General features: G+C 59.4%; 15 protein-coding genes, 4 pseudogenes and 1 riboswitch. Of the genes and pseudogenes, 9 read left to right on the top strand and 10 right to left on the bottom strand.

Annotation, left to right across the window (positions count from 1 at the left end):
- Positions 1 to 35: 35 nt before the first annotated feature.
- Genes AC1ECN_RS21880 through AC1ECN_RS21870 form a run of 3 tightly spaced genes read left to right on the top strand, consistent with a single transcriptional unit; the run spans position 36 to position 5486 of the window.
- Entirely contained in the window at positions 36 to 794 is a 759-nt protein-coding gene (locus AC1ECN_RS21880; RefSeq protein WP_130657850.1) for an ImuA family protein, read from the top strand.
- Positions 715 to 2226, top strand: coding sequence for a Y-family DNA polymerase (locus AC1ECN_RS21875; protein WP_477954080.1), 1512 nt, complete (start codon positions 715 to 717; stop codon positions 2224 to 2226). The genes AC1ECN_RS21880 and AC1ECN_RS21875 overlap by 80 nt, the downstream gene beginning before the upstream one ends.
- Entirely contained in the window at positions 2223 to 5486 is a 3264-nt protein-coding gene (locus AC1ECN_RS21870; RefSeq protein WP_477954078.1) for an error-prone DNA polymerase, read from the top strand. The genes AC1ECN_RS21875 and AC1ECN_RS21870 overlap by 4 nt, the downstream gene beginning before the upstream one ends.
- A 733-nt stretch (positions 5487 to 6219) precedes the next feature.
- Here the strand turns inward: AC1ECN_RS21870 and AC1ECN_RS21865 are convergent.
- Positions 6220 to 6828 carry a J domain-containing protein gene (locus tag AC1ECN_RS21865; RefSeq protein WP_477954077.1) on the bottom strand — a complete coding sequence of 203 codons (609 nt, stop codon included), beginning with the start codon at positions 6826 to 6828 and terminating at the stop codon, positions 6220 to 6222.
- Between the two features lie 353 nt (positions 6829 to 7181).
- Between AC1ECN_RS21865 and AC1ECN_RS21860 the strand changes: the two genes are divergently transcribed.
- A complete protein-coding gene (locus tag AC1ECN_RS21860; protein ID WP_018486537.1) occupies positions 7182 to 7409 on the top strand; it encodes a hypothetical protein in 228 nt (75 codons plus the stop codon).
- A 263-nt stretch (positions 7410 to 7672) separates the two neighbouring features.
- Here AC1ECN_RS21860 and AC1ECN_RS21855 read toward each other — a convergent pair whose 3' ends face one another.
- Positions 7673 to 8233: a hypothetical protein gene (locus tag AC1ECN_RS21855; protein ID WP_477954074.1), complete on the bottom strand. Its 561-nt coding sequence runs from the start codon at positions 8231 to 8233 to the stop codon at positions 7673 to 7675.
- Between AC1ECN_RS21855 and AC1ECN_RS21850 the strand changes: the two genes are divergently transcribed.
- Complete coding sequence (locus AC1ECN_RS21850; RefSeq protein WP_157629617.1) at positions 8177 to 8338, top strand: hypothetical protein; 162 nt, start codon at positions 8177 to 8179, stop codon at positions 8336 to 8338. The genes AC1ECN_RS21855 and AC1ECN_RS21850 overlap by 57 nt on opposite strands.
- 88 nt (positions 8339 to 8426) lie before the next feature.
- Here AC1ECN_RS21850 and AC1ECN_RS21845 read toward each other — a convergent pair.
- The 7 genes and pseudogenes from AC1ECN_RS21845 to AC1ECN_RS21815 form a co-directional block, all read right to left on the bottom strand.
- Positions 8427 to 8657: pseudogene (locus AC1ECN_RS21845) on the bottom strand (thiamine phosphate synthase); the annotation flags it as partial.
- The gene (locus tag AC1ECN_RS21840; RefSeq protein WP_018068077.1) at positions 8654 to 9427 is read right to left on the bottom strand and encodes a thiazole synthase; all 774 of its coding nucleotides are present in this window, start codon (positions 9425 to 9427) and stop codon (positions 8654 to 8656) included. The pseudogene AC1ECN_RS21845 and the gene AC1ECN_RS21840, both read right to left, overlap by 4 nt.
- A gap of 3 nt (positions 9428 to 9430) precedes the next feature.
- On the bottom strand, positions 9431 to 9628 hold the full coding sequence (gene thiS / locus AC1ECN_RS21835) for a sulfur carrier protein ThiS (RefSeq protein ID WP_018068076.1): 198 nt from the start codon (positions 9626 to 9628) through the stop codon (positions 9431 to 9433).
- The gene (gene thiO, locus AC1ECN_RS21830) at positions 9612 to 10595 is read right to left on the bottom strand and encodes a glycine oxidase ThiO (protein WP_018068075.1); all 984 of its coding nucleotides are present in this window, start codon (positions 10593 to 10595) and stop codon (positions 9612 to 9614) included. Before thiO ends, thiS begins: the two co-directional genes overlap by 17 nt.
- A gap of 1 nt (position 10596) precedes the next feature.
- Positions 10597 to 12414, bottom strand: coding sequence for a phosphomethylpyrimidine synthase ThiC (gene thiC, locus AC1ECN_RS21825; RefSeq protein ID WP_130698730.1), 1818 nt, complete (start codon positions 12412 to 12414; stop codon positions 10597 to 10599).
- A gap of 91 nt (positions 12415 to 12505) precedes the next feature.
- Positions 12506 to 12617, bottom strand: a riboswitch (TPP riboswitch).
- Positions 12618 to 12839: 222 nt separating this feature from the next.
- A complete protein-coding gene (locus AC1ECN_RS21820; RefSeq protein ID WP_130783766.1) occupies positions 12840 to 13550 on the bottom strand; it encodes a hypothetical protein in 711 nt (236 codons plus the stop codon).
- A gap of 424 nt (positions 13551 to 13974) precedes the next feature.
- Positions 13975 to 14286, bottom strand: a complete 312-nt coding sequence (locus AC1ECN_RS21815) for a hypothetical protein (RefSeq protein ID WP_163862361.1) — start codon at positions 14284 to 14286, stop codon at positions 13975 to 13977.
- Between the two features lie 207 nt (positions 14287 to 14493).
- Here AC1ECN_RS21815 and AC1ECN_RS21810 point away from each other — a divergent pair.
- The 3 genes and pseudogenes from AC1ECN_RS21810 to AC1ECN_RS21800 all read left to right on the top strand — a co-directional run.
- Positions 14494 to 14744 (top strand): annotated as a pseudogene (locus tag AC1ECN_RS21810) (hypothetical protein); the annotation flags it as partial.
- Positions 14741 to 14967, top strand: a pseudogene (locus tag AC1ECN_RS21805) (rhizopine-binding protein); the annotation flags it as partial. The pseudogenes AC1ECN_RS21810 and AC1ECN_RS21805, both read left to right, overlap by 4 nt.
- 570 nt (positions 14968 to 15537) lie before the next feature.
- Positions 15538 to 15771 carry a helix-turn-helix domain-containing protein gene (locus AC1ECN_RS21800; RefSeq protein ID WP_020397289.1) on the top strand — a complete coding sequence of 78 codons (234 nt, stop codon included), beginning with the start codon at positions 15538 to 15540 and terminating at the stop codon, positions 15769 to 15771.
- Between the two features lie 409 nt (positions 15772 to 16180).
- On the opposite strand, the gene AC1ECN_RS21795 is transcribed toward AC1ECN_RS21800, so the two are convergent.
- Positions 16181 to 16492, bottom strand: coding sequence for a hypothetical protein (locus tag AC1ECN_RS21795; protein ID WP_163862364.1), 312 nt, complete (start codon positions 16490 to 16492; stop codon positions 16181 to 16183).
- A gap of 392 nt (positions 16493 to 16884) precedes the next feature.
- Here AC1ECN_RS21795 and AC1ECN_RS21790 point away from each other — a divergent pair.
- Positions 16885 to 17240: pseudogene (locus tag AC1ECN_RS21790) on the top strand (transcriptional regulator); the annotation flags it as partial.

The raw sequence follows: 17240 nt of genomic DNA, 5'->3' as shown, positions 1-17240 counted from the left end.
TCAAGCTGAAAACGGGTTGCCGTCGAAGGGAAATCATGAACTCAGCCGTCGGCCCAAACGCTGTCCTCGACGGCCTGCGCGAGCAGATAGCGCATCTGGAAAGCGCCAGCCAGCGCAAGCGAGGCGTTCTGCCTTTCGGCGTGGCGCAGATCGATGAGCGGCTTCCGGGCGGTGGATTGGCCTACGGGGCGCTGCACGAATGCGCCGGCGGCGGGGCCGGCACCGTCGATGGCGCGGCGGCCGCCCTGTTCGTGGCTGGCATTGCCGCGCGTACCAAAGGCAAGGTCGTCTGGTGCCTGACACGTCCCGACCTGTTCTTCCCGGCCCTGGCGCAAGCGGGCCTGCATCCGAACCGGGTCGTCTTCGTCGAGTCCGACAAGGAGGAGGACGTCCTTGCCAACATGGAGGAGGGCCTCTCGTATGGCGGTCTCGGTGCGGTGATCGGCGAGATCGTCCGCCTGCCGATGGCGGCGTCCCGGCGGCTGCAGCTTGCTGCCGAGAAGACCGGCACGATGGCGCTCGCAGTGCGGCGGTGGCGACGGCAGACCGAGGCCAGCGACTTCGGGCAGCCGACGGCGTCCACCACGCGCTGGAGGGTGAGCGTCATTTCAAGCGAGGAGCTGCCGGTTCCAGGCGTCGGGCGGGCGAGGTGGTTCCTGGAGCTGATGAGGGTGAAAGCGGGTGAGTGCGCCGAGTTCGAAGTAGGAGCCTGCGATGCCGAGGGTCGTATCGATATTTTTCCCCGACCTGCCAACCGACAGGATCAGGCGGGCCGATCCCGCTATTCCCGTTGAGCAGCCGATCGCCGTCATTTCGAAGAGTGGCTCCAAGCGCTGGGTCTCGGCCGCCGACGCCGCGGCCAGAAAGGCCGGAATCCACGTCGGCATGCCGGCCGCCAAGGCGCAGGCACTCTTCCAGGGCCTGCGGATGATCGACGCCGATCCGGCCGCCGATGCGGCGGCGCTTGAGCGCATCACCATGTGGGCGCTGACGCAGTATTCGCCGATCGTCGCCGTCGACGCGCCGGACGGCATCGTCATGGACACGGAAGGTGCTGACCATCTTCAGGGCGGCGAGGAGCCGATGTTGACGAGCATCGCCAATCGGTTCCGCGCCAAGGGCCTGACAGCACGGGTCGCCATCGCGGATACATGGGGCGCGGCTCATGCATGTGCCCGTACCATTGACCGCGAAACCGTCATCATACCGAGTGGCGAGACCATCCGGGCCGTCGAACGCCTTCCGATCTCGCTACTGCGGCTACCCGAGAAGATCGTGGGCGATCTGCGCATGCTCGGCTTCCGGGCGATCGGCGAGCTGTCGGCGACGCCGCGCGCTCCCTTGGCGCTTCGCTTCGGCCCGGAGATCGGACGGCGTCTCGACCAGATGTTTGGCCGCGTTTCCGAACCGATAGATCCGATCCGTAGCCCAGAGCTCATCGAGGTCGTTCGATCGTTCGCTGAACCAATCGGTGCGGCGGAAACCATCGACAAGTATGTCGGCCGACTGATTGTTCAGCTCGTCGCCCAACTCCAACGGAAGGGTCTTGGCGTCCGCCGGACCGATCTCATCGTCGAGAAGGTCGATGGGACCAGACAGGCGATCCGCGCGGGCACCGCCAAGCCGGTGCGAGACGTCGCCTGGCTGACGAAACTGTTCCGCGACCGGACGCAGACGATCGAGCCGGGTTTCGGGATCGAAAAGCTGACTCTCGTCGCCGTGATGTCGGAATCGCTCGAGGAGACGCAGAAGGCCTCCTCGCTTGTCGACGATGAGGACGCCGACATCACGCCTCTGATCGACGTCCTCGGCAATCGAGGCCAGCGCGTCTACCGGGTCGCGCCAGTCGCGTCCGATGTTCCGGAGCGTAGCGTCCAGCGTATCGCCGCGGTCGGCAAGGACGTGACGGAAGATTGGGTCCACCATTGGCGGCGGCCAGTGCGGCTGTTTGCGCGTCCCGATCCGATCGAGGCAATAGCCCTGCTGCCGGATCATCCGCCGGCCAGCATCACCTGGCGCGGCAAGCGTCATCGCGTAAAACACGCGGACGGACCGGAACGCGTCTTCGGCGAATGGTGGAAACGCGACAGCGAACTCGAGGCGGTGCGCGACTATTTCGTTATCGAAAACGAAAGCGGCGAGCGATACTGGATCTTTCGCTTCGGCGACGGCATCGATCCCGAAACAGGCCCCCATAGGTGGTTCATGCACGGGATATTCGGATGAGATATGCCGAGCTCCAGGTCACGACGCATTTCAGCTTCCTTCGCGGCGCATCCTCCGCCGACGAGCTCTTCGTTACCGCCAGGGAGCTCGGCATCGACGCTCTCGGCGTTGTCGATCGCAACAGCCTGGCCGGAATTGTTCGGGCGCTCGAGGCGTCGCGCGCGACAGGCGTCAGCCTCGTCGTTGGTTGTCGGCTGGATCTGCAGGATGGCATGTCGATCCTCGTTTATCCCACAGATCGCGGCGCCTATTCGCGGCTCACCCGGCTCCTCACACTTGGCAAGGGAAGGGGCGGCAAGGCGAACTGCGTCCTGAGCCTCGACGACGTCGCTCTCTATTCTGAGGGGCTGCTTGGAATCCTGGTGCCTGACCTTGCTGACGAGAACTGCGCCGTCCAACTTCGCAAGATGGCTGAGATATTCGGGGACCGGGCCTATGTCTCGCTTTGCCTCCGGCGTCGTCCGAACGACCAGTTGAGGCTGCACGAATTGTCGAACATGGCAATGAGGCACCGCGTCCGAACAGTCGTCACGAACGACGTCCTCTTTCACGAGCCGGGCCGACGGCAGCTCCAGGACGTCGTYACCTGCATTCGCAACAAAAACACCATCGACGACGTCGGCTTCGAGCGTGAACGCCACGCCGACCGATACCTCAAGCCTCCGCAAGAAATGGAGAGACTGTTTCCACGCTACCCCGAAGCGTTGGCGCGGACGATGGAGATCGTCGAGCGATGCAGGTTCTCGCTGGAAGAGCTGACCTATCAGTATCCCGAGGAGGCAATCCTCCCTGACAAGAGCCCGCAGGAATCCCTCGAGCACTATGTCTGGGAGTGCGTGCCCAGCCGCTATCCGGAAGGACTGCCGCCGGAGGTTCTCAGAATCGTCCGTCACGAACTCGATCTCATCCGGACGATGAAATACGCTCCCTACTTCCTGACCGTGTTCTCGATCGTCCGCTTCGCCCGGTCGCAAGACATCCTTTGCCAGGGGCGGGGCTCGGCGGCGAACTCGGCTGTCTGTTACATCCTCGGCATCACCAGCATCGACCCCTCGACCAATGATCTCCTGTTCGAGCGCTTCGTCTCCCAGGAGCGCGACGAGCCGCCGGACATCGACGTCGATTTCGAACATGAGAGGCGTGAGGAGGTCATTCAATGGATCTACAAGACCTACGGAAAGGACAAGGCCGCACTCTGCTCAACAGTCACACGCTACCGGGCGAAGGGTGCCATCCGCGACGTCGGCAAGGCGCTCGGCTTGCCTGAGGACGTCATTAAAGCCCTGTCCTCGGGCATGTGGGCGTGGTCGGAAGAGCTGGTCAGCGATCGCAGTCTTCGTGATCAGGGCCTGAACCCTGAAGACCGCCGCCTTGCGCTGACCCTTAAGCTTGCGCAGCAGCTCATGGGCGCCCCTCGGCATCTGGGACAGCATCCTGGCGGCTTCGTTCTGACGCACGACCGCCTCGACGATCTCGTCCCGATCGAACCCGCCGCAATGGCCGACCGGCAAGTGATCGAGTGGGACAAGGACGACGTCGAGGCGCTCAAATTCATGAAGGTCGACGTCCTGGCGCTCGGCATGCTGACCTGCATGGCGAAGGCCTTCGCGCTCATCGAAGAACACAAGGACGAGCACCTTGATCTGGCGAAGATCCCTCAGGAGGACCAGGCGACATATGCGATGATCCGAAAAGCCGACACCCTCGGCACTTTCCAGATCGAGTCGAGGGCGCAGATGGCAATGTTGCCGCGCCTGAAGCCGCGGACCTTCTATGACCTCGTGATCCAGGTTGCGATCGTCCGGCCTGGCCCGATACAAGGTGAYATGGTGCATCCCTATCTCCGGCGCCGGGAGGGCAAGGAGCCAGTCGTCTATCCGACGCCGGAACTGGAAGCCGTTCTCGGCAAGACGCTCGGCGTCCCGCTCTTCCAGGAGTCTGCCATGAAGGTGGCGATGGTTTGCGCCGGATTTACCGGCGGCGAGGCCGACCAGCTTCGCAAGAGCATGGCCACCTTTAAGTTCACCGGCGGCGTCTCGCGCTTCAAGGACAAGCTCGTGTCCGGCATGATCAGGAACGGGTACACGGCCGAGTTTGCCGAGAAGACCTTCAGCCAGCTCGAAGGATTTGGTAGCTATGGATTCCCGGAATCCCATGCGGCATCGTTTGCCTTGATCGCCTATGCCTCGAACTATGTGAAATGCCACCACCCTGACGTCTTTTGCGCGGCGCTGCTGAACTCGCAGCCCATGGGATTTTACGCGCCGGCCCAGATCGTCGGTTGCGCTCGGAACCACGGGGTCGAGATTCGGCCTGTCTGCATCAACAATTCCCGGTGGGACTGCATACTCGAATCCGTTGCCGGTGCCGATCGCCACGTCGTTCGCCTGGGGATGCGCATGGTGCGCGGCCTCGCTGCCGCCGATGCCGCGCGCATCGTCGCTGCCCGCATGGATCACCCGTTCGAAAGCGTTGACGATATGTGGCGACGGTCTGGCGTCCCGGCGGCTTCTCTGGTCGAGCTCGCCGAAGCCGACGCCTTCCTGCCGTCGCTGGGACTGCAGCGGCGCGACGCCTTGTGGGCGATCAAGGCCCTGCGTGACGAACCCCTTCCGCTCTTTGCAGCCGCCTCGGAACGAGAGGCGAGGGCGATCGCCGAGCAGCAGGAACCCGAAGTCGCCCTCCGTCAGATGACGGAAGGGCACAACGTTGTCCAGGATTACAGTCACATCGGGCTGACGCTGCGCGACCATCCGGTCACCTTCCTTCGAAAAGCCTTGACGGAACGCCGGATCGTCATCTGCGCGGAAGCTATGAACGCGCGGGATGGTCGTTGGTTGATGACGGCTGGCCTTGTCCTTGTCCGGCAGAGACCTGGCAGCGCCAAGGGCGTCATCTTCATGACCATCGAAGACGAGACGGGTCCGGCCAACGTCGTCGTCTGGCCCAAGCTCTTCGAGCAGCGGCGTCGCGTCGTCCTCGGGGCGTCGATGATCGCGATCAATGGGAGAATTCAGCGTGAAGGCGACGTCGTCCATCTGGTTGCCCAGCAAGTCTTCGATCTGTCCGGCGATCTGTCCGGGCTGGCCGACCGCGATGCCGAGTTCCGGCTCCCGACCGGCAGGGGAGATGAGTTCGCGCATGGGTCGCCCGGAGGTCCGGATTCGCGGGACAGGGTGGCGGCCGCAAAGCCGAGAGACATCTTCATTCCGGATCTGCACATCGACACCCTGAAGGTGAAAGCGCGAAATTTCCACTAAGCGGCTGGCTTGTCCTCGCAGGATCCGCAAGCAGTGCAAAAATCCTCGCTGCAAAGTCCACACCGTCGAAACAAGACGCTGGGCGTCGCTGAGTAGTGCTGGAGGGAAATCAATTCGTTTTGAATGACTGCATAAGAGCGTAGACCATAGGGTTTCATTTAAAATTACAACTGTTATTCAAGTAAAATTGAAAAGCAACCTCGAATACACTTCCGTGAAACCTGAGGTATACAAGTGGAACCTTTGAGTGTTTCTGGTGTTTTATTTTGGTCGCTCGGCAATTGTTGTTTATCCCAGGCAACCACCACTCTTGTGCGCTGGGCGGCCACTCGTCCCTAGCGTTTAGTAGTTTGATTGAGAGCGCTCGAATGGCTAGCGGAGGCTATCATCGTGGGAAGGGGGACGTTCCCCCGGAGGCAGGCTTAATAAATCGCCTGCGAGTTCGTATCGCCCGCCCGCCGAGACTGTTTCGTCTGGCAATTGGATGGACAGTGTACATGGCTCTCGTGTTGCTCATGTTCGTTGTGACCTTGATGCCGGTTTGGTGGTCACGATAATGTTGCGGACAGGCATCCGCCGACTGCGGTGGCGCGGGGATTCTAAAGGGCCCGCGATCACTGGAGGGCAGGCCCAGACGTTCCTGACCTCACACTCCGGACTTAATTGGCTGGAATTCGCCGGCGGACGCCTGCTAAATTGCGGTATCCTAGTGGGAAGTCGCCGTTTCTCAGATCTAGCAGAACCCGTTCAACTTGAGGATCTTATGGGCGTCGATTGCCGCCTGGAGCTGATCTTCTGAGTTTCGATCTCCTCGGTTGGCGTCGGGATGGTGCAATTTGAGCATCTGCTTATAGCGGCGTCTAATCTCCTCAGGCGCCGCGTCCTGCGAAAGGCCGAGCGTTTCGAAGGCTTTTGCTTCCAATACCTTGAGCTTGCGTCGCTGGAGATCGGCTTTCGTTGCTTGATGTTGTGCAGCAATCTTGCGTGCGTTAAGGGTTTTTGCCGTACCGGAGCGGACGGTCGAAGGAAGCGGCATCTCTGTCGCGTGATCAATGCGGGTCCCCCACGTCTTACGGCTGCCGCTTGCTGCTTCCTTCTGATAGCGGGYGGTCACAGGATCGGACAGATTGCTCGCGAAATTATATCCCTTGTTGTATTCCCTCGTATGTTGCGGGCAGAACATAAGATACAAACCATCCCCATCTCGCCCAACGGGCGCACGATTGGTGCCGTCTCTTTCGCAGCCGTCCCACTGGCATTTCGACTGGCAAGGCTCCCGTAGCGGAGCTGATTTTTTGCTCGTTGGCCTCAGGCCGACGAAAATTTTCGAATCAAATGTCATCGCGCGTTATATGGCGGTCTCCATCGGGCCGGCAAGCATCCACGCAGAGTGGTCGGTCCAGGCCTTGCAAGACTGCGGCTGCCTTCGAGCGGCGATCCTCAGGCGGCCTCGCATCAAGCCACGAATATCAAACAGGTGAACAATCTAGCTCGGTCGACCTTGGCTTGTGATTTCTATTGGGAAGTTTCGATCATCCGGCGCGGGCACCCAGCGTAGCCGGTGCGTTTAGTTCGGAAACAATTCGTAAAAGACGGAAATGTTCAGAGCATGATCGTGCCACGAACCGGTGAGTTACTAGCAGGACGTCCTTCGAAGATTCACCGCCGATTAAACAACAGCAAAGGCGCCTACTCGTGGCTGACATCAATATACCGTCTTCTCCGATCCGAAAAAATGACAGCGCCTATCAAATCGAATGCAAATTCGCACTCGAGCCCTCACTTACCAGGCTTTTCGAAAAGGCACGCTCCGCCGGCTGGGACCCACAGCACATTGCCCTCGCAGTCGCCGCGCTCGGTTGGGAGCTGCTGGTCGATCAGCGCGATAGGATGCAATGTGAAGGATGCGGCATTGAACACTAGGCTTCATCCGGTCCGCGGCATCGGCGGATAGCTCTGCCAAAGCCAGGATATGGATGGTAACGAGCAAACAACGCTGTGGCGATCGATGGCGTCCGAATCCCGAACCAGGCGAGTGCGGCTTGCCTTGCGCCTCGCATTTGCGCCAAACCATTTCTGAGAACAGACATTTGAAACAAGCTCAACGCATGGTTGGGCGACCATAGTAAGTACAACGAAAGAAAGAGCAGGTTCGTTTAAAACGGACCTGCCAGAGGAAGGTATCCTCAGYTGGCGACGAAAGAGAGGTTCCACAGGACTTTACCGCGGGAGATTGTCGGAGCGGAGGTCTGCGTGCAGGTGGGGGCCCGAGTTCCACCTGAAATGGCGACCCAAGCCGGCGTTCCGGCAAGTGAGAGCGCTTGGCCGGTCGCAGGATCATAGTTGACGCTCAACGAGGCTCTGCACGTCCGAGCCGGAACGACACCTCTGGTCATATCGAAGCGAAACGTCATGAAGCCGTCGATGGTGTTGCCTTGCGCCGTAAAGACAACTGACGCTCCATTAGAGATGCTGGAGGGGAAGTTGGGCGTGCAGCCGATGCAACTAATACTGCCGACATTCGCAGTACCGGATGTGCTGTTGTTTTTGATTGTCACCTCAGTCGTGGCAGCAAGAGCCATAGCAGGAATTGCCGCTGCCATGACGGCAGCGAGAATCAATTTTCGAAAAAGCATGGTCGTTTCTCCAAGTGTCACAATATTTTCTTTGAGCGCGTCGAAAAAAGGCCAGTGCAGCTCTCTGTAGGCGTGATCCCGGAGGTAAATAACGTTTTCGTGAAGCTCCACACGAATGAGGGACTTGCCGGGTGGGGCGAAGCGAGCCCTTTCCTCCTCTCACGGGAGATAATCAATCTGCCAACATCTCAACTGCCAAGCGTCTCGGGGAGTTGATCTGAACCCTTCAAACTGGGCCAATTTTAGCTAGAGTTTTCCGGTGCGTTTTCCTTGCTGGGAAAGGACGGAAGACGATGAAGGCATCTCCGAGATGGACAAAGTCGCAACCTTCCTCGGTCGCAAGCTGCCAGTGGTCGTTGACGGTCAGCTGACATCGATGTTTAGCGCAGACTGCTAATGCGCGGCGGATCTCGGCGCGCCGTTCAGTCTCCGGGCGATCCTTGATGCGCAACTGCACCAGCTTGACGCCGAGGGGTACCAGCCGGGCAATCCACTCGGCGCTGTCGACGATCAGGTAGAACGGAGCGAGCTTCATGTGAACACCGCCTTTCCGATCACCGGCGTGGAGGGGACGGCCATGTCGCGTGGCTCCAGCACGCCAGCGTCAAAGGCCTGCTTGCCGGCGGCGATTGCCGCGGCAAAGGCAGCTGCCATCGCCGCGGGATCTCCGGCGCCGGCAACGGCGGTGTTGAGCAGAACCGCATCGAAACCGAGCTCCATCACCGCAGTTGCGTGCGACGGTCGGCCGATGCCAGCATCGACAATCAGCGACACGTCAGGAAAATGCGCCCGCATTGCCCTGAGCGCTGTCGGATTGAGTGGCCCGGCGGCACTGCCGATCGGTGCGCACCAAGGCATGAGCACCTTGCAGCCGGCCTCCAGCAGTCGTTCGGCCACGACCAGATCGTCGGTCGTGTACGGGAAGACTTCGAAACCTTCGCCGACGAGAATGCGAGCCGCCTCGACGAGACCGAAGACATCCGGCTGTAACGTATCATGGTTGCCGATGACCTCGAGCTTGATCCAGTCGGTGGCGAACAGCTCGCGGGCCATCTTTGCGGTCAGCACGGCTTCCGCGACGCTGTGGCAACCTGCAGTGTTGGGAAGGATACGAACGCCGAGCGCGCGGATCATCTCGAAGAAGGCTCCCCCACTGCGGCCGCCAGACATCTCACGACGAAGCGAGACGGTGACGATTTCCGTCGCCGATTGCCTGACGGCCTCGGAGAGGACGGCAGGAGAGGGGTAACGCGCTGTGCCGAGCAGCAGACGGGAGTTTATTTCGGCGCCGTAAAGCGTCAGCATCCGTCAGCCTCCCTGCATCGGCGACAGGATTTCGATCCTGTCATTGTCGTTGAGCGAACGATCGAACCGGTCTTCGCGATGGACCAGCTCACCGTTGACGGCTGTCGCCAGCCAGTCACCCTCGTATTCCATCAGGACTAAAAGCTCCGACAGCGTCTCAGCCGCGACATCCTGGGCCTCGCCGTTAACGATCAATTTCATGGGGCATTCCTCCCGTGGTATGTTGGTTGAAGACAAGTTCAGCCGCCTCGGCCGCCATGGATGGCGCGAGCAGAAAGCCGTGGCGGTAGAGGCCGTTGAGCGAGATCACCGTTCCCTGATGGCTTGCACGTGGAAGATTGTCCGGAAAGGCTGGGCGAATTCCGACACCCGTTTCGATTATGGTTGCATCGGCAAAGGCCGGAAATAGCGTGTATGCAGCGTTGAGCAGTTCCATCAGTGAACGGGCGACAATAGGCCCGTCGAATTCCGTCTCGATCATTGTCGCGCCGACCATGAACACACCGTCTCCACGCGGGACGATGTAGACGGGGAAACGCGGATGGAGCAGGCGGACCGGCCGGGAGAGATCCACGTCAAAGCTTCTAAGGTAAAGCATTTCGCCGCGGACGCCGCGTAACTCCTTTGCCTCGCCAATGCGCGCTGCGCCCGTGCAATCGACGACACTGTCGAAGCTCTCGTGTGGGCTCTCGCCCACGAAGGTGACCCCCTGAACCGTCAGCTTGGTGCGCAGCAGACACAACACTCGCCGGGGATCGAGATGGGCTTCGCGGCGAAAGAACAGCCCGTGCCGGAACCGCCCGCCAAGAGAGGGTTCCAGCGCCGCAATCGCCGGCTCTTCCAGCCATTCATAACCCGTCGTGCGGCAGGCAAAGCGTCGCAGTTCACCAAGATCGCGAGCCGAGGCGACCACGAGCGTTCCGTTGCGTCGCACCTCTCCCGGCACCATTGCCTCCCATTTGTCGGCGGCGGTGAGACCGCGCATGAGTACCGCGTCATCAGCACTCTCCCGCTCGCACCAGGGCGCCAACATTCCGCCCGCGAGCCACGAAGCAGCACGCCTGAAACCGTCATATGGATCGAGCACGGTAACCTCGGCATCTCGAGCGCGCAGTTCATACGCCACCGTCAGGCCGGCAACGCCGGCCCCTTTGACAAGCACACGCATCTCATTCGCCCGAATGTTGCAGGGTTTCTACCGGCATATAGAGGTCGCCGCCCTCGCGATAACGCGCTGCCATCGCATCCAGACCCTCCTTCTGCGCTTCGGCGCGGATATCGTGCGAGATGCGCATGGAGCAGAATTTCGGGCCGCACATGGAGCAGAAATGGGCCACCTTATGGGCTTCCTTCGGCAGCGTCTTGTCGTGGAAGCTGCGGGCGGTTTCTGGGTCCAGCGAGAGGTTGAACTGATCTTCCCAGCGGAATTCGAAACGGGCGCGGGAGAGCGCGTCGTCGCGCAGCTGTGCCGCCGGATGCCCCTTGGCGAGATCTGCGGCGTGAGCCGCGATCTTGTAGGTGATGACGCCTACCTTCACGTCGTTGCGGTCGGGAAGCCCCAGATGCTCCTTGGGCGTGACGTAGCAGAGCATCGCCGTGCCGAACCAGCCGATCATGGCTGCGCCTATCCCAGAGGTGATGTGATCGTAGCCCGGCGCGATATCGGTCGTCAGCGGCCCGAGCGTGTAGAAAGGCGCCTCGCCGCAGACTTCGAGCTGCTTGTCCATGTTCTCCTTGATCTTGTGCATCGGCACATGGCCGGGGCCTTCGATCATCACTTGGCAGTCTTTCGCCCAGGCGATCTTGGTCAGCTCTCCCAGTGTTTCCAGTTCGGCGAACTGCGCCGCATCATTCGCGTCGGCGATCGAGCCGGGGCGCAGGCCATCGCCGAGCGAAAAGGAGACGTCATAGGCGCGGCAGATGTCGCAGATCTCCTCGAAATGCTCGTAGAGGAAGCTTTCGCGATGGTGATGGAGACACCACTTCGCCATGATCGAACCGCCGCGCGATACGATGCCCGTCACACGGTTGACGGTGAGCGGGATGTAGTGAAGCCGCACGCCGGCATGGATGGTGAAATAGTCGACGCCCTGTTCGGCCTGTTCGATCAGCGTGTCGCGATACACCTCCCAGGTCAGGTTCTCGGCAATGCCCTCGACCTTCTCCAGCGCCTGATAGAGCGGCACGGTACCGATCGGCACCGGCGAATTGCGGATGATCCATTCGCGGATGTTGTGGATGTTGCGGCCGGTGGAGAGATCCATGACGGTATCGGCGCCCCAGCGGGCCGCCCAGACCATCTTCTCAACCTCCTCCGCCATCGATGAGGTGACGGCGGAGTTGCCGATATTGGCGTTGATCTTCACCAGAAAATTGCGACCGATGATCATCGGTTCGGCTTCCGGATGGTTGATGTTGGCGGGGATGATCGCGCGTCCCGCCGCCACTTCCTGCCGGACGAATTCCGCCGTCACATGGTCCGGAATATGGGCGCCGAAGCTCTCGCCGTCGCGGATCATGGCGTCCGCCTGCGCCTTGCGGCCGAGGTTCTCGCGAACGGCGATGAATTCCATCTCGGGCGTGATGATGCCGGCGCGCGCATAGGAGAGCTGGGTGACGGCACTGCCATCCTTTGCGCGCAGCGGCTGGCGTAGCGCGGGGAATTCGGGCGTCAGCCTTTCGCCGCTGGCAAAGCCGTTGTCTTCGGGACGGACATGGCGGCCCTTATAGGCCTCGACGTCGCCGCGGGCGAGAACCCAGTCACGTCGCAGTGACGGCAGCCCCTGTTCGATACGGATCTCGGCGCCCTCGATCGTATAGGGTCCGGACGAGTCGTAGACGACAACGGGCGGCTCGCCCGATGTCGGATGCAGGCTGATTTCGCGCATCGGCACGCAAATGTCGGGATGGATGTCCCCCCGAATGTAGATCTTCCTGGATGCCGGCAAGGGGCCGGTGGTGGCGGTTGGGGCGGCGGCGATACTCATGGTTTGAGGCTCCAAGTTTCGATTGGAGACCCAGTCCTCAGCCGGAATGATGAAAAGACGCCGGCACGGATTCCACGCGTGAATCCACTGCCTTCGAGCGCTTGCACCGTCCCTACGCCAGTATGAACTGGATCAGGTTCAACGGGTCACTGCGCGCGATAGCAGTATCTCAGCCCCTTGCCGGGACCCCCCTGGTGAATGCCAAAAAGGGTAGAGGCTTGCCGAGGGGACTGTCAAGCGACAATCTGCGATGGCCTGGGGTCAGGTTACACTCAGGCTATCGTGCGTGGTCGCCGTGATCAAACGAATCGACAAGTCGATCGCCCGACCGGCACGCTTCCGCAAGCCGGTGCGCCTTTGTCGCATGCAGTGGCTGTCGATTTTTATCCCGCGCAGTTCAGCAAGTATACCGAGCTACCGAAGCGCTATTGAGAAAGCAGGCGCGGAACTGGAAAGTCTAGTACTTTGTCCGTGTAGCTTTCGACCAAGGCGCTAAACGGCGTGCCGTCCTGAAGTTTCAGTACAGCACGATGTTCGAGCAGGAACGGCGGCAGGCTAAGGGAACTTGTTTGATGCGCTATTAAGCCCTCCATGTCCCAGCCTTCGGATAGAGGGGACCAGAGCAACTTGGCAGACAGGTTTGTGCGAGTGAAATTAAGAGCCTGAACGGCTCTGCCAAACGCGATGTCGCTGGTCTTCAACGTCTGATTCATCTCTGCAGTTAATTTTGCGGGTACATACCAATTGTCGGCTTCCGACAAGACGCGGTCGCCGCAGACCAGGCGGACGCGGCGATAAGCGATCAGCTCACCGGGTCCGACGGTCAGAAGTTCACGGATGTGCTCATCGGCCGGCTTGTCTTGCCCCCCCACACGCTGCGCTACAATCTTGGAACCTTCCGGTGCAAGCTTGTGCGCGGCGCACCAGCGATCAAGGGTCAACGTAGCACTGGCGTTACTCAGGAGATTGGCATTCAAGGTCTGAAGGACCGCAAGCGCTTCCACTCGAGATGTCGGCGAGTTCAGCCACTGAGACCCTATAGACGGTTCTTGCGCAATTGCGATCTGGGTGCCCAGCACGATGGCAGTCGCTGCAAGTGCGGCGATGCGAATGCGTTTCGAAGAACAAAATGACACGGAGAACGAATCCTTTCTGCAGTAAATTTGATGGGCGAACCCTGCGCGTCAAATTTCCTTGATTTTGGCAGGCGAGCGCGCGTTGTCAGCGTATTTGATACCGGCCGCAAGATTTGAACTGCGCCTTGCGGGTACCGTTTAACGGTCGGCGTCCCGATAGACTTTCTTACCATCTTCCGATGTTCCTGCCGTGCTGGTTCACACCTGTTGAAGCCTGTGTGCCCGGGCCGTCCTTTGCTTGCGTCGCATCAAGGTCGTTCATGATATCCTCCATCCGCTCGCCGACCTGTTGTTGGAGTTTGCAAGCGTTGGCGACCGAGCCGGCGCTTCCATCCTGGAATATGGAAACCCGATAGACGTGGATTTCAAATGAGGAACATGGCGGCCGGTCCGAATCCTCCTCATCATATATCGTAACTCTCGCTTAACGGTTTAGCGCCTTTTGTCGCCCCTCCCTCGTTGCGGAATGTTCATATAGCTGGAGCGGATAAAATAGCTCGCAACCGACAGCAAAATCGAGGAGCAATTGTTGGAAAAAGGTCTTCTTCGGCGACGCAGAGCCCTCCTTCCGGTCGAGTGACAATTGTAGACCAGGCAGCGACACGCCGTCGATGGTTGCCAGCCGCAGATGCGAATAGCCAAGACGCTTGGCTGATGTCTTTTGGTGATCCATGTCGTCGTGCTCCTTGTGCAAGCCTCCCGACGATGACGTCGCCGGTAAGATTTCGGCATTCATGGGAAAGAATTTTCCTGTTGCACTATCGTAACTCCTCACAACAGGACACTTGATGAAAACGACAAACAACGCAACAGATGTGTCGGATATATTTTATAGTATATCTTTCCGAATTTGGAAGATATTACTTATTCTTGTGAGAAGCTCGTGAGGTATAGAATATATTATTTTATATATTCCTATATATATCCACTTTATGTCTTTGGCGGTCGCATGAAATGGCAGATCTCTAACGCCTACGGCAAACGCTCGCTGGTCGAAACGGCAATCGGGCGATACAGGTCCGGTCCATCCTCGGGCGGCATCTGCGGGCGAGGGCGCGGCTTGGTCAGCAGACCGAAGTCGCCATCGGCTGCGCCGTTCTCAACCACATGCTTGACTGCGCGCATCCGAAATCTGTCCACCGCAAGGCAGCCACGGCACGATCAGGCGTTTCAAAAGACCGGCAAGGATTATGAGCAAGGTCGGCGGCGGTGGCGTCGACGCCACGCAGGACGGGCTTGCCGCCGTGCAGGCGGGCGATCTCGACGTTAACGTGTCCCAGGATGCCGCCGGCCAGGGCAAGGGCTCGCTTGATACCGCACTCAAGCTTGCTAAGGGCGAAAAGGCCGAAAAGAAGGTCTACATTCCCTTCAACTCGTCACGCCTTCCAAAGGCAAGGACTTCGTCACCAAGAACTGAGCCGAAAGCTAAAACAGGATGCGGGGTTTGCCCGCCTCCTGTTTGGCGTTCGAAGTTCTACAATCCTTAAGATGCCAAGACTATGAAAGACCCCTGAGCTCAGGCCGCGCTTGATCTCGATGCGCCGTTCTTCGGCGATCTCTTCAAGACGACGGCCGATCAACAGCGCCCGGCAGGTTTCGCACACGCTCTGGCCAAACCTGCCGGCCATGAGCGTATCACGCCGAGGCAATTCTCGAATGTTTGTCCATCGCTCGCCGCTTGGAAATGATCAGTACACCACTTCCCACGAGCTCCCCTTCCGGGGCGAACGCTCCTGCCAGATCGGAAGCTGCTTGTGGGCCTTCGTGAGTGTGCGCCGCAGCTGTGAGCTTGGGTTACCTCTCGTCCGCTGCCATGCAAGGGTGGTTGTCCGCCCTGGTCGCGTCAGACCTGTACTCCGCTGCACAAACTGATAGAAAGAGCGCCCGCGGAGATCGAAGAAACTGTCCGTTGCCGGACGCGGTCGGCAGCGGTGGAACTAGAAAACGGATGCACGTTCTCCGGCCGCCAAAAGGAGCCTTAAACGACATGAACATGGTCTCGAAGATTGCGAAATCCCCAGCTGCCCCGTCCGTTGGCGCTCTGCTTGCAGAAGCTCGCCTGGCTCGCGGCTATTCGCTGGACGACGTCGCAGAAACCACTGGTCTGACTGTGGCCGAGGTGACAGCTCTAGAGAACGACGCGGATTTCGACGCGTCGAGGATCCGAAGGACCGCATCCGCTCTAGGGATTCTAGAAAAGATATACGATGCGCCGCGCTGACATCGCTGAATAGCTTCTTCCACGGCTGCAACTCTTCAAGGAGGATGGATGCAGCAACTCAAGGGTCGCGCTTTAATGGGATGCTGTTCAACTCCGACGCAGTTTTTAAAACTTCTTGGGCCACGGACGGCAACCACAAAAATCTTCATGGAGAACCTCTGTTGCTCGTCCATGGAAAGACGATCACGGATTGGGGCGGGGAGAAAGCATGGGAACGGAACAGCGGTTACGATTGAACGTTCGGCAAGCTTCTCGAAGGAAAGGAGTGAGACGGGCGAGGCCGGCTTCGGGCAGCCAGCTAACTTCCGGCACGTTTTTAAGGATGCCAACTAATAGAGTTAACGCGGATCAACGATATCTGCTCAGCTTCTCTACAAATCGCAGTTTGGGCATGCCAACATCAACTCGCTTACTCGCCCTTCCGCGCGTCAATCTTCTCATCCACCATGATCTTCAGCGCTCGGATCATGCCGGCGAGTTTGAGCAGAACACCCTCGACTTCGTCGTGATTCGCAGCAGCCTCTACCATCAAGGCAGCGATCTCGAGGTCCCCCATCGCAACGCAATTTCCGCGGCTGGGGCGACTGCTGGTTTCCAAGCGCATCTCTCGCACCATTCTTACCGCGCGTTCGACTAGGCGGCGGTATTCGTCAGTGCTCAGTTTGTCGACCGCGTTGGCCGCCCGTGTCAGTTTAGAGATAAAGTCGGTAGTGTAGGACATTGCAGATGATTTGCCGAGGGATAGGGGCCTGTCAATGTTCGCCAGGGGGCCTGGGTGGTTGCCGGGTTGCTCGCGGCCAGGATCGATCTTACTGAGGTTACCGAATAGCCTTAAATATTGCGCGGTATTAAGTGACCATTATGGCTGAATGCCGCCATAAAGCGACACTGGCACCGACAATCCGCGGGCGGTCGCACCGAAAGTAAACCCTCGGCGGTGCGCCTCTTGATTAAACAGTTGCGTCCATAAGTGGTTCTCTGTGATTGGAGCCGCGTTTGAGCCGAATACTTAAAAAGGATAGACCGAATGGCCTGCAGTCGTTATCTGAAAGGCTTGTTGCGATACTGAAGACGTCGCTGAAAAATTGCCACAGACATCCGAGGCTTCTTAAAGTGAAAAAAGTGCAGCGCAGCTTTGCCGTCGAGTACAGATCAGGTCGGCGAAAACTCAATTCCAATCCGAACTCGATCTGGGGAGACATGGATCTCAAGTCCGTTGCGCAAGATCTGCAAGACGAGGCAATGCCATTTCTTTCGGCAGCCCCTCAGGCTAGCAGCAGCGAGATGCTTGTATCCGGAGAAGAACAGACCGGACCGTTGTTGACACTGCCGATCGAGCAGGAGACAAATGCACCGGCTTTACAGGAGACCATAATGGCCGACGAAAACAATACGACGACCAATGCTGACACGCCAGCCGCCGCGACGCCCAATGTACCGAAGAAGGTGCGCAAACCTCGCGCCAAGAA

It is taken from the genome of Rhizobium sp. 01N447_2 (assembly GCF_056399245.1).
This window is presented reverse-complemented; position numbering and strand designations above follow the sequence as displayed.

What these genes read in the sequence shown, in the direction of transcription:
- AC1ECN_RS21880 (WP_130657850.1), top strand. Translation starts at nt 36, where the DNA reads ATGAACTCAGCCGTCGGCCCAAACGCTGTCCTCGACGGCCTGCGCGAG.
- AC1ECN_RS21875 (WP_477954080.1), top strand. Translation starts at nt 715, where the DNA reads ATGCCGAGGGTCGTATCGATATTTTTCCCCGACCTGCCAACCGACAGG.
- AC1ECN_RS21840 (WP_018068077.1), bottom strand. Translation starts at nt 9,427, where the DNA reads ATGCTGACGCTTTACGGCGCCGAAATAAACTCCCGTCTGCTGCTCGGC.
- thiS (WP_018068076.1), bottom strand. Translation starts at nt 9,628, where the DNA reads ATGAAATTGATCGTTAACGGCGAGGCCCAGGATGTCGCGGCTGAGACG.
- thiO (WP_018068075.1), bottom strand. Translation starts at nt 10,595, where the DNA reads ATGCGTGTGCTTGTCAAAGGGGCCGGCGTTGCCGGCCTGACGGTGGCG.
- thiC (WP_130698730.1), bottom strand. Translation starts at nt 12,414, where the DNA reads ATGAGTATCGCCGCCGCCCCAACCGCCACCACCGGCCCCTTGCCGGCA.
- AC1ECN_RS21815 (WP_163862361.1), bottom strand. Translation starts at nt 14,286, where the DNA reads ATGAATGCCGAAATCTTACCGGCGACGTCATCGTCGGGAGGCTTGCAC.
- AC1ECN_RS21800 (WP_020397289.1), top strand. Translation starts at nt 15,538, where the DNA reads ATGAACATGGTCTCGAAGATTGCGAAATCCCCAGCTGCCCCGTCCGTT.
- AC1ECN_RS21795 (WP_163862364.1), bottom strand. Translation starts at nt 16,492, where the DNA reads ATGTCCTACACTACCGACTTTATCTCTAAACTGACACGGGCGGCCAAC.